Source organism: Paenibacillus sp. J22R67 (assembly GCF_059692175.1).
On record NZ_JCAUAX010000007.1, the window covers coordinates 392390 to 408686 of the forward strand.

The 16297-nt window shown below is 44.9% G+C and carries 8 protein-coding genes and 3 pseudogenes; 7 read left to right on the plus strand and 4 right to left on the minus strand.

The genetic code is table 11. The features are described 5' to 3' along the window. Nucleotides 1–339 precede the first annotated feature (339 nt). From AC58VC_RS25910 to AC58VC_RS25940, 7 genes and pseudogenes are all read left to right on the plus strand, one after another. The gene (locus AC58VC_RS25910) at nt 340–4941 is read left to right on the plus strand and encodes a leucine-rich repeat protein (protein ID WP_497372741.1); all 4602 of its coding nucleotides are present in this window, start codon (nt 340–342) and stop codon (nt 4939–4941) included. Nucleotides 4942–5360: 419 nt separating this feature from the next. Next, nucleotides 5361–7169: a sensor histidine kinase gene (locus AC58VC_RS25915; protein WP_497372743.1), complete on the plus strand. Its 1809-nt coding sequence runs from the start codon at nt 5361–5363 to the stop codon at nt 7167–7169. Continuing rightward, nucleotides 7166–8332 (plus strand): response regulator, encoded by a 1167-nt coding sequence (locus tag AC58VC_RS25920; RefSeq protein ID WP_497372745.1) that lies wholly within the window; start codon nt 7166–7168, stop codon nt 8330–8332. Before AC58VC_RS25915 ends, AC58VC_RS25920 begins: the two co-directional genes overlap by 4 nt. A gap of 224 nt (nt 8333–8556) precedes the next feature. Then, nucleotides 8557–8643: pseudogene (locus AC58VC_RS25925) on the plus strand (GrpB family protein); the annotation flags it as partial. Between the two features lie 245 nt (nt 8644–8888). Further along, nucleotides 8889–9290, plus strand: coding sequence for an S-Ena type endospore appendage (locus tag AC58VC_RS25930; RefSeq protein ID WP_497372747.1), 402 nt, complete (start codon nt 8889–8891; stop codon nt 9288–9290). 159 nt (nt 9291–9449) lie between these two features. After that, nucleotides 9450–9955 (plus strand): annotated as a pseudogene (locus tag AC58VC_RS25935) (shikimate kinase). Nucleotides 9956–10396: 441 nt separating this feature from the next. Beyond that, entirely contained in the window at nt 10397–10849 is a 453-nt protein-coding gene (locus AC58VC_RS25940; protein ID WP_497372749.1) for an NUDIX domain-containing protein, read from the plus strand. A gap of 228 nt (nt 10850–11077) precedes the next feature. Here the strand turns inward: AC58VC_RS25940 and AC58VC_RS25945 are convergent. From AC58VC_RS25945 to AC58VC_RS25960, 4 genes and pseudogenes are all read right to left on the minus strand, one after another. Further along, a pseudogene (locus tag AC58VC_RS25945) lies at nt 11078–11905 on the minus strand (IS110 family RNA-guided transposase); the annotation flags it as partial. A 424-nt stretch (nt 11906–12329) separates the two neighbouring features. Continuing rightward, complete coding sequence (locus AC58VC_RS25950; protein WP_497372751.1) at nt 12330–13433, minus strand: Ger(x)C family spore germination protein; 1104 nt, start codon at nt 13431–13433, stop codon at nt 12330–12332. Further along, on the minus strand, nt 13430–14530 hold the full coding sequence (locus tag AC58VC_RS25955) for a GerAB/ArcD/ProY family transporter (RefSeq protein WP_497372753.1): 1101 nt from the start codon (nt 14528–14530) through the stop codon (nt 13430–13432). The genes AC58VC_RS25950 and AC58VC_RS25955 overlap by 4 nt, the downstream gene beginning before the upstream one ends. Beyond that, complete coding sequence (locus AC58VC_RS25960; protein WP_497372755.1) at nt 14527–15966, minus strand: spore germination protein; 1440 nt, start codon at nt 15964–15966, stop codon at nt 14527–14529. Before AC58VC_RS25960 ends, AC58VC_RS25955 begins: the two co-directional genes overlap by 4 nt. Between the last annotated feature and the right edge of the window lie 331 nt (nt 15967–16297).

A 16297-nucleotide genomic window follows, 5' to 3' on the forward strand; every position in this document is an offset into this window, starting at 1 on the left:
TAATACACGTGGATCGATTCTTTTGACTGAAACAAATTGGATTTATAATAATTTGCCTAATACGATTTCCTAATGTTTCACGCCGCCTCGTCGAAGCACTAATTTGCCCTGCCAGCCAGACTCCGATTTTCCCTCGCTCGTTCGCCAAAAATCCACAAGTATTGATCCTACGCGAAATCGTAAGATTCTTTCATTATTCTTTCATTAGACTTCTTTATTATGAATTATAGTGAACGTCTAGTTGCAGAAACCATAGATACCTGTCTGTATTCAATTCATCCAATCAGCTTCTACTCTCATCGTCATCTTGCTTCAAGCGTTATAGTAAAGGAGAAAACCATGAAAAAATTAGTCTTATCCCTATTCATTGTATTACTTGCGTTCGGGACTTCATTTTCTCAGATTCGACCTGTGTATGCATCTGAGAACGATTTTACTTTTACAGTCGGTTCCAATGGCGCGACGGTTACGGACTACAAGGGCACGGATCTGAACGTGGTTATTCCCGCTGCGTATACGGGTGCGGCGGTAACCGAGATTGGGAGATCAGCATTTGATACGTACGGTACGGGCAAACCTAAAATTACGAGCGTCGTGATTCCGAGCAGCGTGAAGGTAATTCAAACGTATGGATTCCGTTATACTAGCCTGACTTCCATAGACCTTCCTGACAACTTGTTAACAATTGGCGCCAGCGCATTCGAAAACAATCCCTTAACTTCCGTCGAATTTCCAGATAGTGTGACGATGATCGGCAACTACTCTTTTTATATGAATAATTTGACATCGATTAAATTATCGGAAAATTTGAAGACGATTAACGGTGGAGCTTTCGACAGTAATCATATTACGAAACTAGTCATCCCGGCAGGCGTAACGAAAGTCGACAGTAGCTCATTTTATAATAACAACTTGACAAGCATAACTGTGTTAGGCAATGCAACAACCTTTGGGTCAGGCGTATTTGCGGGTAATCCGGGCAATCTGAAAATATTTGGAATGGCGAATTCACCCGTATATGCTTATGCGTCAAGTAACGGACATACGTTTGTGGACGGAACTGTGTTGTTTCAAGCGGTCGTTAGCGCCAAGTCGTTGTTAAAAAGTCATCTGGCTGGCACTGGGGTAGGACAAGTGCCGGCTAATACCCACAACAACTTGTCTGCAGCCTACGACGCAGCTATGCTTTTTATCGACGGAATCGGGAATGCGACCATCGCCTCCGACCTGGCAAACACCGCAATACCGCTGACTTCTTCAATTGCGGCATTTAATGCGGAAATTATCCAGGCTGGCAATCCCACAGCGTTGGTGGCGGCGATCACGGCGGCACAGCAGGCGATGACGAATCATCCGCAAGGGGTGAACGTGGGGCAAACTTCGGCGGCAAATCGCAGCGCTTTGCAAAACGCGATCACTGCAGCCCAGCAAATTTTCAATCAAGCCGCCCAATATCTTCAAGATGAATTAGATGTGGCTGTGGCACATTTGGAAACGGCGATAGATACATTCGAAGATGTGATTATCTCAGCCGGCGATCCTACAGCGCTACGCGTGGCGATCACGGCGGCGCAGCAGGCGTTGACGGATCATCCGCAAGGGGTGAGCGTGGGGCAGGCGTCAGCGGGAACGCGCACCGCACTGCAGACAGCGTCCAATGCGGCGCAGCAGATACTCGATAACGCGGGCAATTACACGCAGGATCAATTGGATACTGCCGTTAACCAGTTAAACTCAGCGGTTCAAGTGTTTAATGCCGCCGTTATACAAGCTGGCATTCCGACGGCGCTAGGTGCGGCGATCACGGCGGCGCATCAGGCATTGACGGATCATCCAGAAGGGGTGAACGTGGGGCAGGCGTCAGCGGAAATGCGCACCACACTGCAGACAGCGTCCAATGCGGCGCAGCAGATACTCGATAACGCGAGCAATTACACGCAGGATCAGCTGGATACTGCCGTTAACCAGTTAAACTCAGCGGTTCAAGTGTTTGATGCGGCCGTTATACAGGCGGGCAATCCGACAGGGCTAGGTGCGGCGATCACGGCGGCGCAACAAGCGTTGACGGATCATACAGAAGGTACGGATGTAGGGCAGGCGTCACCGGGATCGCGCACCTCACTGCAGACTACATCTAATGCGGCGCAGCAGATACTGGATAACGCGGGTAATTACACACAGGATCAATTGGATACTGCTGTTAATCAGTTAAACTCAGCGGTTCAAATGTTTAATGCCGCCGTTATGCAGGCGGGTAATCCGATGGCGCTGGGCGTGGCGATTATGGTTGCGCAGCAGGCGTTGACGGATCATCCAGAAGGGGTGAACGTGGGGCAGGCGTCAGCGGGATCGCGCACCTTACTGCAGACTACATCTAATGCAGCACAGCAGATACTGGATAACGCGGGAAATTACACACAGGATCAATTGGATACTGCCGTTAATCAGTTAAACTCAGCGGTTCAAATGTTTAATGCCGCCGTTATACAAGCGGGCATTCCGACGGCGCTAGGTGCGGCGATTACGGCGGCGCAGCAGGCGTTGACGGATCATCCAGAAGGGGTGAACGTGGGGCAGGCGTCAACGGGAACGCGCACCGCACTGCAGACGGCGTCCGATACGGCGCAGCAGATACTCGATAACATGGGCAATTACACGCAGGATCAACTGGATACTGCCGTTAACCAGTTAAACTCAGCGGTTCAAGTGTTTAATGCCGCCGTTATACAAGCAGGCATTCCGACGACGCTGGGGGCTGCGATTACGGCGGCGCAGCAGGCGTTGACAGATCATCCAGAAGGTACGGATGTAGGACAGACTTCAGCAGTAGACCGCGCTGCCCTGCAGACCGCGATAGATGCAGCGCAGGCTATTGCCGACGATGCGGAGAATCAATCTCAGACTCGATTGGATGAAACCACTGTCCGTCTGAACGACGCTATGGCGGTATTTGAAGCCTCTTGGGTGGGGGTGGTGCTAACCGCATCTGCTAATAATTTGTATGGAACAAGCGACACACTTCGCTTAACAGTATTTTACGGCTACGAAGTAACCGTGATGGGGACACCCGCCGTTCCGATCATGATTGGAGATGATTCTGTCACTCAGATGGTATATGCCTCATATACAGGAGAGCGCGACACAGCATTAAGAAAACTTACTTTCGAATACAAAATTCCGGCAGGGCTCGCGGATGTTGACGGAATTAAAGTTGCCGCTTCATTGGAGCTGCCGAACGGTGCAAGCATCGTTCGCACCTCTAGCGGACTTGCGGCTTCGCAGACTTACGTTGCACCAGACGCGAGCGGAATACGTATCGTGGCGATACCGCCCGATGTTGCCTTGACGGCTGCATCGAATGGATCGGCACGTAAAGCGATCAGCGTGACCGCAAGCGTGTACGGCGCAGCTGCGGGAAATGCGTTGACGGAGCTCCGCTGGCTGCCTGGAAGCCTTAACGAGGCTGATTTTGTTAGTGGAACAAAAGGAACCGATATTTTGGCCGCAACTCAATTCACGATTAGTGCTAACGGCGACTATACCGTATTTGCCCTAGACGAAGCAGGCAATGAAACAGCGAAAACCATCACTGTTACTGGGATCTCAACCCCGTCTTCATCGGATAATGGCGGGAGACCGATCACATTGGGGACGACTGTGAAGATAAATATGAGCGGCGGGATTACCGTTCTTGTCGATCCTTCCGACATCAAAAATATCACGCGTTCGGATGGCATGGTGGTCGAACAGGTCATCCTCCCCAAACGGACGAGGGAGAAGGTACTGGAACTCCTGAAAGATGCGAAGGAACCGTTTGTCAGCATTAACATTGGAAATCGGGAGAAAGCGGTACAAACACAGTTCTCGGCTGACTGGATCGCGGATATGGCCCAAGCTTATCCGAATGCAATTATCGAGGTGAGGCTGAACAATTCCAGCTATCAGTTGCGGATAAGTGCGATCGATCTGACCGGCTTAGCGGAGCTTCTCGACACGGAAGTATCGGCTTTGACCGTGAACATCATACAGGTGCAGGCCGGCGAGAATGTTCGACAAGAGATGAATCGGATTGGCGTTTCCCAAGGTTTTGCTGTTTTCGCCGACGTCATTGACTACAAGGTGATGGCGGAAGCAAACGGGCAAACGTTGGAGGTGAATGACTATGGCGGATCGTACTCGATCCGGACCATTAAGTTAGACCGAGAGAACATGAACCGTAACCTGGTTGCCGTTCAGTATATCCCGGCAAACGGCACCGTCGTTTTTGTTCCGGCACAGCTGGAAACCGGTCCAGATGGCACAAGAGAAGCGATTTTGAACGTGCCACATAACAGCCTGTACACGGTTGTAGATGTGCAAGCACGAACGTTCGCCGACTTAAACGATCACTGGGCGAAAGCGGATGTGGAGTATTTGGCGTCCAAGTTGCTGGTGAACGGCGTGGCGGCCGACCGTTTCGCGCCAGAGGGAACCATTTCACGAGCGGAATTCTCAGCTTTGCTTGTTCGCGGGCTAGGGCTATCCGTAAAGGAGAGCGGGGGCGGTGCCCGTTTTGCGGATGTCCCTGCATCTGCATGGTATGCATTTGCAGTAAATGCGGCAGTGGCTAACGGCCTGGTTAGTGGAATCGGTGCCGGCCTTTTTGCTCCTAATGACCCGATTACCCGCGAACAAATGGCCGTTGTGATCGCCAGCGCCTTAACCTTGATCAGCCATGGAACTGGTAGCGAAGGGCAAAGGCAAAAGGGCAGCCATCCAGACGCTTTCACGGATCAAGAATCCATTTCTTCATGGTCGCAAGAGGCGGTAGTCCGAGCATCGGAAGACGGCATTATGAAAGGTATGGAAGACGGACGTTTTGCCCCGACAGAGTATGCAACGAGGGCGCAGGCAGCAGTAATACTGAAAAGGTTCCTGCAATACGTGCATTTTATCGATTAAAAACAAACAAAGAAATCAGTCTAAATCTCATCGAGATACTCATGTCATTTATTATTAAGAAACGACTGTATAATGAATGTAAAGGACCTTGCCGATCCTGTTTCTTAGTTATCTTGCTGTGTTAGCTTGGGGGAGGTCTTTGGTTGAGGAATGAGCAAGTACGCAAAATCTTTACTTTGCAACAGTAGACTGTGTTGGGCAAAAGAAGAATATGGTTACATGAAAAGTCGCATGTGATGCGGCTTTTTTATTTTATACCCTCAAGTCCTTGAGCCTACTAGTTAACGAAATGTTCCTGTTTATTTACTTGAATAACAAGGAGGAAGGGTAGATACTCGATGAATATGCATGTATATTGAAAAGGGGGTTTACTTAGGAATGACCCGCATGGCATTTCCATAGTGAGGAGAGACACAGCAGTGAACACAGTTCAATGGTTGTCCTTACTGCTTTTTTTGGCAGCGGGATTCATGATATACGTTGCGTTTTTGTCCTATCAGCAACGGCATTTACCAGTCGCTAGAACGATGATTCTGATTATGATAGGAGCGGCTTGGTACGCAAGTGGTTATGCTTTCGAGTTGTTAAGCCGCAACTTATACGAAGTTAAGCTTTCGCTTCAAATCGAATATGTGGGCATTCCATTCGTCACAACGCTATGGCTCTTCCAGGTCATCCAATTCTCTGGGACGGCTTCGCGTTACCGAAAACGCCTTGCCCTGGCACTATTCGTTATCCCTGTAGGGGTCTTTTTATTCCATTTGACCAATGAGTGGCATCACCTTTTTTATGAGCAATATATTATCAATGAGTCTACTTCATTTCCGTTGTATAAAACAGTTAAAGGACCTTGGTATAAAGCACACACGCTATATAATTACTTCGTATTATTGTGTGGATTTTTTCTATTTATCCCGATGTATTGGCGGTCTTCAAGAATTGTTCGCAAACAAATTATCGTACTGACCATGGGAGCCGCAGTGCCCTTGTTATTCAATATAACCTTGTGGTTTGGAATGGTGGTCGATTTGACGCCTTTCGGGTTCGCAGTGTCTGGAATCGTCTATGCCTGGGGAATTCTGCGATTCAATCTGCTCCGATTTACACCGCTTGCGCTGACTCAAGTGTTCGACACCATCCGGGACGGTGTTATCCTGCTCGATTACAAGGATCAAATTGTCAGTTACAACAAAGCGGCCGAAGGCGTCTTACCGGAACTCACCTTGACGAAACATTACCCTGCTTATGTCGGGGAGGTTCTCTCCGCGAATCCTGAATTGATTCATCCCATTCTTGACTCTCATCACGGAAACGAACGGTTCTCGTTCTACAGATCCCAAGCTGATGGCAAAAAAAATAAATATTATCAATGCAGTGTCTCGTTCATCTATGATTCAGGCACACCCATTGGAAAAATGATCCTGTTTAATGATATCACAGAGTTGAAAGAAAACGAGGCAAGGCTGCGTGAGAGTGCGAACCAGCTTTTGGAATTAAACTCGTTTAAGGACAAGATGTTTACTGTTGTGGCACACGACGTTCGTGATCCGATCGCGCACTTGGTCAGTTTAACTGAATTGCTTGGTGAAGAACTTGCTGCGGATAACAATGAGCATGCCGAATTGTTCGGAGTACTCCAAGGACAAGTACAGAATACGTTCTATCTTGTCGAGAATTTGCTCGACTGGTATCGCAACCAGAAAGGGAATGTCGTGTTTCGACCGCTAGGTTGGAATTTGCAGCAAGTCGTTCGTCAAGCCCTGTTACTAGCAGAGTCGAAGGCAGGAATGAAGCATATTGTGTTGAGAGAGCAAATTGACGAGAAGTTTACAGTTAGCGCAGATAAAGAGATGCTAGATCTCATTCTGCGGAACTTGCTATCGAATGCGATAAAGTTTACGAGAATTGGTGGATGGATTGAAATTGGAGCTATTTTGGACAAGGATAGGGTTGTTGTGACGATAAGAGATAATGGAGAAGGAATGGACGAAGAAACAATGGACATGCTGCGCCGTGACGATACTTTTATCAAAGTGCCGGACCTTGAACAAGGAGCAGGGCATGCCAGATTTGGGCTTATGTTAACTCGTGAATTTATTGCGATTCATGGAGGAAATCTGTGGTTTGACAGCATGCCAGGAGTGGGAACGACGTTTTTCTTTACTTTACATAGTTCAAGAGGCGGGATGGATGTATTTGACCGTTGGAAGGAAGGCGAAGAGGCTTGAAAGTTATTTTGGTAGACGACGACGCGACAATGCATTTAATTTTGAGCAAAATGTTGCATAAGCTGCCAGAGATTCAAGTTGTTGGCGCCTTCACGGATACGAAATCTGCAGCCTTCTTTTTACAGGAGAATACAGATATCGTTCTCGCATTCGTTGATATCTCCATGAAAGGTGAGAATGGGCTGGAATTCGCCGCTAAGTTAGGAAACGCAGGCTCTCCGGTTCAAATTGTGTTCGTCACCTCTCACAAGGATTTCGCCCTAGAAGCTTATGAACTTTCGGTGATCGACTATCTGGTCAAGCCGGTTTCCCAAGAGAGGCTGCAGCGAACCGTACATCGTGCGCTTCAGAACTGGCGGGCTTTCCATCCGCCAGCGACCCAAGTACCACCTGCGCAGTATAGAGGAGGGGTTGTTATTACAGCGCTCGGAGACGTTGTTGTAAGCAATGAAACGGGCCGAGTGAAGTGGATCTCGCGAAAATGCGCAGAGTTATTTGCCTATCTCCTGCTTTACCGAGGCAGACGTATTCCACGTTCCAAGTTGGTTACGGATATTTTTGGCGGCATGGAGCAAGCAGGTGCAGAGAGCTATTTGAATACAACTGTGTACCAACTGCGCAAGTCACTGGAACCGCTTGGTATGCGCGAAGTCATACGTTCAGAGAACGATGGCTATGCACTTGAGTGGAAGGACGCAAATATTGATTATGTAGAGTTCGAATCGCAAGTGAAAGAACTGCAAAAGATCGATGCCAGCCAAGTGGAAAATGCCCTAAGGGTTGAGCGGCTTTATACGGGTGATTTGTTCGGTGATAAAGCGTATGTATGGGCTATTCATGAAACGGAACGTTATAGTCAAATGTACACTTCATACGTCAAACGCCTTGTCGCCGTACTAATTTCGTCGGGAGATACAGGCGCCGCTTCCAAGTTATTGCTTAAACTTAATGGGCACAATCCGCTTGATGAGTCGGTCATCCACCATTTGATGATGATACGCGAAATGACTGGGGACAAAAAGGGACTGACCGTACTGTATACGGATTATGTTCGACTGCTTCATCAGGAGCTAGGTATTCGCCCTTCTGAAGAGTTGACCGTTCTATACAGTTCGTTAGTTCGTGCATTCACAGATAAAAAGACTAAAACCGCGAAGCCTTGATGCAGCGCGGTTTTGTCTTTTTATAGGCGAATCTTTCATTATTATTTTATTGAGCTATAGTCGCTTGTTAGGGTGTGAATCATTGTAGGGATTATGTTGAAGTGGGCTTAGGAGCATCCAAATCGAGTGATAGACAGTTTCATCGAGATCGCTGAAAAATGAATGATTGTCATACGAGGAAGAACAGTTGTCGGAGGACAAGCACATTATCAATATAACCAAAAATTTGTATTGGGAGTACAGCGATAAAAAAATTATCGGCTAAGCCGATAATTGATATTGCAATCGAACTGAATGATTTTCAACTCGGCAAGCCGTTTACTGTGAGACACTTCGCTCATCTCTGGCGTTCAAGCTTGTATTGATGTATATGGAACTTTGGCGGGATTTTAAGCCGTTTCGACAGCCATTAGAAATAAACATGGATGGATTTATTAGTCAAGTCGTCCAACCATAAACGAGGGTTCATCCATAAATTGGTGTATAGGAGGTGGCTTCTTTGCCGTGTCATAAAAGACGTGTTAAAAAATCATGCAAAATTCGCAGAACTAAAAAGATGATCAGTAGAAAGAGGAAAATTTCGCCACTTCAGAAACGACTTGTAACAGATGAAATCTGCGGCAGCATTTCACAAGAAAGCAATGGCGAGAGCGTGCAATACTGGCGAACGCTCAACACGGGGCGCAACCTTCCATTTGGAACAGTTAGCGTGCGGAATCAAAGTCCGCATTGTACATTAACGGTTAAAGCAGATACAACAGGGGATGGGATTTCCGATATCACCTTGTTTACACTTACAGAGCTTAATCAAGCGAAATCAATCACATTGGGAGCAGTCGCAAGCCTAGAAATAAGCTCCTCAAGCTCAGCAGAGATTAAAAGTGTAGGCCAATTCTCCATCACCGCACATTATTTTGCTATAAAAACGACAGTCCAGGCAAAGGCGAGATCTGCCTAGTAAAAGAAGAAACGGAGCAAATCACCAGTAAATCATAGAGTTGCTAGGTAGATGAACATATTATCATATGAAGGATATTTCTGGGTATTACCGAAAATTTAATGAATCAATAACAATTAATATGAAGTGAGGAAGAAAATGAATATAGTCCTTGTAGGTATGTCAGGTGCTGGTAAAAGCACTTTAGGTGTATTGCTTGCAAAAGCTTTAGGAATGAATTTTGTTGATACGGATATTGTCATTCAACAACGTGAAGGTAAGTTACTACAAGAGATAATCGATAACGATGGGATAGAGAGATTTATGAAGATCGAAGAAAAAGCTATATCGGGACTGCAATTAGAAAATTGCATTATCTCTACGGGAGGAAGCGTTATATATTCAGAAAAAGCCATGAATGTCTTTAACAAGGTGGCACGGTCATTTATTTACACGTTCCATATGAAGAAATTAAAAGAAGACTAATCAATGTTACGACTAGAGGCATTGTTATCAAGAATGGAAATAGTCTAGAAGACGTTTACGAGGAAAGACTGCCCTTATACATTAAGTACAGTGATAAAACCCTCGATTGTTTAAACAAGGATGTAGAACAATGTGTAAACGAGATTATTAAACTAATACAAGAAACTGACGTTGATCATTCTGCAAACGAGGAACGTTAAATTCAAACAAACATTCAAATAATAATTGCTAATTGGGGTGAGCCATGGCTCTATTTCTTAACCATTTTATTAAAGTCGTATTACTTGCAATGTTTATCGAGTGTATGTTTGCTTTCTTCACTTCGAGTGGCATATCAGCTGTTTTGAGAAAATATAAAAAATGGAAATTTTTAATATTTATGATTTGCTTGCTGCTGCTCTTAAGTTTTATTTCAACCTTGTGGGTCCCTTGAGATAAGGGAGAAAGTAATTTACTACAACGCACTCAAGAAGGAGCAATTTGAAAAATAGGAGTGAATTTGAGTGATTGTACAAAGCATTACATTATTGTGGGGTAAAATGACAAGAGGCGTGCCTTATTCCACTTTAAGGAATCAATACAATAACGGAATGTAGCATGGAATAATTTGTATTAAGGAGTATTCTACAAGGGGGATTAACTTGAACCGACCACTACTACGAGCTGAAGCAATAATAATCCGTAATGATGGATTAGCTGTATTAGTTCAATGTGATAAAGAAGAATCATTTTATCGCTTTCCTGGTGGAAGCATTGAATTCGGAGAAACTGCGGTAGAAGCTATTAAAAGAGAATTAATTGAAGAGTTTGATTTACAATCGGATATTGGCTCACTTGTGTGTCTTAATGAAAGCATTGTTGAGTATGACGGCAAAAAGAGACATGATTGCACTATCTTACATTGGGGTTCAATTAATGATGCTCAAATTCAGGAAACCTTTAATCATAACGAGCGAGAAGAAATAATATTGACTTGGGTTACTTTCGAGCAATTGAAACAAAAACAGTTGTTTCCAGAAGGTATATTGGATTTTCTTTTAAATAAAGTAGAAACAGTATCCCATTTAGTTATAAGGAAAAGCTATGATGAATAGAAGTGAGTCCTATCCTGGTTCAACCAACGGGGGAGTTCAATAAGCTATAAAATGAGGCTGCCGCCGCGAAATCGGATGGCAGCCTCATTAAGCTATACCAGCTAATAGGCTGTCAATATTTAATAATTAATCAATGAATTGAAGGATGCTATACTGATAAATGGGTACGACAAATAGCCGTCCAACAGAATTTGGGAAGGTTTTCCTCTATGTCTAAGGCTTGCTAATTTAGTCGAGGCGGAAGGGTTCTTTCTTAGTTAAGATCGCATAAATCCAGTGGATTAGTTTATTTGCACAAGCGATCACTGCTACTTTAAACAATTTGCCCTCAGCACGGTTCTTATCGTAAAAGACCCTTAATTTTTTATTGCGTGAGCTTCGCAGACCACAACGAACAGCTTGGTATAAGGCTGTACGAAGCTTTCTAGAACCGCGTTTAGTAATTGGATTTCGAGTAGCAGTAAACTTTCCGGAAGAAAAAACGCTAGGATCAATACCCGCAAATGCGATGAATTTCTTTGCATGATCGAAACGATCGATTTCCCCGATTTCGGCTAAAATTGTTGCCGCAAGTTTAGTACCAATTCCGGGGATCGATTGAATTAATTCATACTCCAATAATTCTTGAGCCAACTTCTCTATGGAGTGATCAAGTTTAGATAGATGCTCTTGGTATTGAAGAAGTAAATTAACAAGTAGCTCCAACGAGATTAAATGACTTGGGAAAGCTGTCTCCTTGAAGGGATTACGCCCTGCAGCAGCCATTAGTTTTCGTGCGCTTTCCAGCGTCCAGTCGTTTGAATTGACATATCCCACTAGAGACTGAATCTGCGTCATAACGTCATTCTCAGACATCTCTAGCACCGCTTGAGACGTAGGATATAGAGCCAGGAACCGAAGGGAAACTTTTGCATAAAGGTCACCAAAAACGCCATGATACTCCGGGAACACCTGATCCAGTACCGATTGGAATTGTAACTTTACTTGAACGTACATACCCGTTAGAGACTCGTGTTGCCTTGTCAGGTAACGCAAATTCATCAGATATTGACCTCTTTCCATAGGGCGTTCCTCTGTCTGCAAAAGCTTGCGCATGACTTTCCCCCTTGGAAACATCCAAACCAATGACAGGATTCACACAATCACTCCCTATATATTTTCACCGGCAACCCCTAACCTTCTTATCGTCCACACTATCGCATGTGATTCGGGATCATCGTCCCAACCAGCCTAATCATGGTATAACAAGTAGGGGGGATGAACTGTATAGCTCTCGGGATCCAACTCCCACGGGCAGAAACGTTCGATCCCCGGCTACCGCTATCTTACGACCACACAAATATGAGGTCTACCAGAAAGATCTGGTGACCTCATAATACGATCGGGCAGAATAACGTAATGACATAACAAAAAAATATGCGAAAGAGGAGGCAACTTCTCGATAACAAGCCTGCAGCATAATCAGCCGCAGGCTTGTATTTTATTCCAAAATACCAGTATTAAGAATTTTAACGGTAACGCTAGGATTAATTCGTACATTCGGATATTGCTCACGCCACCAGATCTTGTCTTTGAACAGCTTTGGATGATAAGCTGCGATTTCATGTCCAAGCTGCAAGTCATCGCAATTAGCCTTCTGCAAAGTCGCAATCATCTTAGATGCCTTGGCTGTCATATCGACTGTGATATCCTTTTCCAGTTCGGTGAGCAATTCGGTCGTCTTTTTCTTATATGCTAGGCCATCTTCGATTAATTTCACGTCTAGTTTCAACGAAACCTCAATGTTTTGAAGACTATTATCCTTCGTGTTAATATGGATACTTCGTTTAGCCTTGTTCACCAAAGCCGTATACTTTTTACCATTAATTTCACCATGGATCAGCTGGTTTTTGCCTTCTGATTGATACATCAGATGTAGTAGCAGGGTATCATCAGAATTCATGTTGTAACCGGTATACTTCCCGTCTCGAAACAAGCCGGTACCTGCAAGCCGAGCCCCGTTTTCATAAGGCTCAAATCGATTGACCGCGAAGTCGTTAATAAAATGTGATCCCCCAAGTATATATTCGACTAATTTGCTAGAAGGGATGTTTCCTCTTTTATTCTCATCATCTAATAAACCAACTAGAAATTCCGATGTGGTCTGATCACCCTTTATTTTTTTCTTAGTGAGCAGTTTTGAAATATCGCCGTCATACACCGCTAGATAACCATATAATGGATTAGCTGTGAACTGAGCGGTGACATTCAGATAGTTGAGCGGCTGATCTTTGGCGAATCGGGTACTAATTAGAAACAACCTAGTCTCTAATACCGTAAGGATGCCAGGCATATTCTTGTTTGTCTTACTTACGGCGTCATAGATGTTTTCGCCGTTGGATGCGATGTATAAGTTTTCGGGAGTACCGCCTCCCTGAAAAGCTTTCTTAAGAGAGGCAATAACAAAGCTAACCTTGAGCTGCTTACTATCACCCTCGTAATCTAACCCGATAACATCGGCGAAAAGCATTTTTTTCAGCTGATCCTGATCCCAGCATCCTGTCAACAGCAGGCAGATGATTAGCAATGCAATTACTTTCTTCATATTTGACTCCTCCTGGTTCCTCGCAGCCCTGAAATGATGAGCAGGACGATAGGCAGAACAACGACCAAAATAATGGACGCCATGTCCTGAGCCGAGGCAAACTGTCGAAGGGTAGTGCGCTTCGTCATGAAGAAACTTCCTATGAAACAAACAGCTACAAAAGCCCATACCCAAACATGCTGCTTCCCCATGCCTTGACTGCGTAGATGCTGAAATGCCTTAGCCGACAAAAAGAAATACACATAGATCGTTGCCGCTACAATGCACACATAGAAGATGAGGAATAAGATGTCAATACTCTGCAGCGTTTCAATCCGATAGTTTTTTAAAATAAAAATGATGGGTTCAGGAATAGCGGTGAGTTGTTCCACGCTGAACTTCATGGAGCAGATCAGACACACGGCCACATAGAACACGATCGTGCCGCTGTTTGCCAGCGTCATCGTAAGAAGCAGTTTCTTTTTACTAGTAGTTTGTATGTAAGGGTAGGCATATAGAAGTAGATCATACCCGATATATGAACCAAATGCGGTATAGACACCTTTCATGATCGGGTACCAGCCACCGGGTAAAAGCGGAAGTAAGTTTTTTATATCGAGTCCATAGATTCCACTAAAAACGATAAGGAAAAGACTGATATAAGAGAAGACCATGAAGGTCTGCGATATATAAGCAAGTCTCTTCAGCGTAGAAGTAGCCGCATACCCACACACTATAAGTAGTAATAGAATGATGATCCATCTAGGTGTGAGGGTAAATAGCCAACTCTTCAAGATATCGCTATAAAGTAAGGTCAACAGGAGTCCGGAAAGGGCATAATAGCACCCATACAATAAATTGATACATGCTCCTATTGGTTTGCCTACGATAAGTGGGATATAAGCATAAAAGTTACGCGTCGGATATCGGCTGCCAAGCCACCATAGCAGGACGATGCCTATTTGTGCGGAAATTCCGCTTAGGATTACCGCCAGCCAAGTATCATGGCCAGAAACTACGGCCTCTACATGTGGCAGAGATAAAACTTCGGTTCCGAGCTGCGCCAATACCACGAGCGAGATCAGCTGTCTTCCTGTGATAATTTCTTCCTTTCTCAACGCTTCCAACTCCTTGGTTTCCATATCCTGACTCGATTGCTCGGCGCTGTTCCTACTGGTCGTTTGCGCAAGCTCCAAATCGGTGTGCGCAACAGCGTATCCTTCATGTCAGTGAAGGAGAAGGGTGGCGTAAAGTAAGGTAGTCCCATCGTATTCATTTGGCACAAATAAATAATGATCATCATAAAGAAGAAGGCGAGGCCGAATAGACCAAATACCGCGGAAAGAAGTAGCGCAGGATAGCTTAGCAGGCGAATTGCGCTCCTCATTTCGTATGAAGGGATTGTGAAAGAGGAGAGTCCTGTTAAAGCGGCTACGATAACCATGGTATTGGAAACCAAATTTGATTGCACGACTACCGTGCCGATGACAATACCTCCAACTACACCAATCGTTTGGCCCACGGGGCTTGCCAGCCGAATCGTCGCCTCTCTTAAAATCTCAATCATGAATAGCATCGACAGCGCCTCGAATACAGGAGGAAATGTGACATGTTGCAGTGAGCTCTGCAAGGTATTGACGAAATTAATTGGTAGCAACTGCGGATCGAAGGAGCTGACTGATACATAAAACGCGGGCAGGCATAGCGTAATGAAAACACAGCAGAGACGCAACAATCGGAAGGTTGAGCCTAAAAGCCAACTTATTTGGTAATCATCAGGGCTTTGGAAAAAAGACCAGAATGATACGGGCAGAATAATTGCGTCGGGTGATCCTGCCGTTCCAATGACGACCTTCCCCTCCATCAAATAGGCCCGTGCGCGGTCAGGCCGTTCCGTAACAAGGAGTTGTGGAAATAGGCTGAATTTCTTCTCTTGGATGAGCTCGTCGATAAATCCTGGTGCCTCGAGATAGTCAATGTCAATGCTTTTGAGCCTTTTGTCCAGTTCCTCTATGATCGCCGAGTTCGCAATCGACTTGATATACATGACAGCGACTTTCGTCTGTGAGAGCCGTCCTATGGTGTACGATTTTACAACGAATTCTGTTGAATTAATTAACTTGCGCATCAGGTTGATGTTCGTATCTAAATTTTCAATGAAGGCTTCGTTCGCACCACGTAAAACCCGCTCATTCGTCGGGATATTAATACTGCGCTCCTTCTTTAAATCCACCCCAAGCAAATATAGCTTGCTATCTCCGTTGCGATGCAGAACAGCCTTTCCGTACATAACAGCCTTACATGCATCCTCTAATTGCTCAGTTTCCGTATAGTCAAGAATCGACACAACATCACGGATCGCATCCAATGGACGAAGAAGTAACGGCTTTAGAATAAAATCTTGAACGAGGGAGGAATCAATCAACGTGTCAAAATAAAACAGCCTATACTCCGTTCCACCAATGAACAACTGTTTCGATTGAAAGTCACCTTGTTCCGCAAAAAGCTGCTTGAAGTATTGATCTGTCAGTTCAATCGACGGACTTGACTCCACACATTTCCCTCCTATCAACACCAGTTTTCTTACTTTAACCCAAAAATTTCTAAAATATGTAGAGAGGGAACTTCTGAAGATTATTGTTAATTAAAGAAGATCTCAGGCAATAGGAGTGAATTCCCTAAAGAGTAGTTCGCTAAACTACCGGGGAACAATAGTGCAGAAAAAAGGGACAGATCGCCATGGCAGGCAGCTGTCCCTTTTTTTTGTTGAAGTAAACCAGCTAATAACTTGTCAAGATTTTTCAATAGAAAAGCGAGAAGATGGTGCTATACTAATTACTGAGCATGCCAAATAACCCTCCAAAATTCTTTTGGAAAGTTTTTCT

Bases quoted from the DNA above. Each gene is read 5' to 3' on its own strand.
- AC58VC_RS25910 (WP_497372741.1), top strand. From the start codon at position 340: ATGAAAAAATTAGTCTTATCCCTATTCATTGTATTACTTGCGTTCGGG.
- AC58VC_RS25930 (WP_497372747.1), top strand. From the start codon at position 8,889: ATGATCAGTAGAAAGAGGAAAATTTCGCCACTTCAGAAACGACTTGTA.
- AC58VC_RS25950 (WP_497372751.1), bottom strand. From the start codon at position 13,433: ATGAAGAAAGTAATTGCATTGCTAATCATCTGCCTGCTGTTGACAGGA.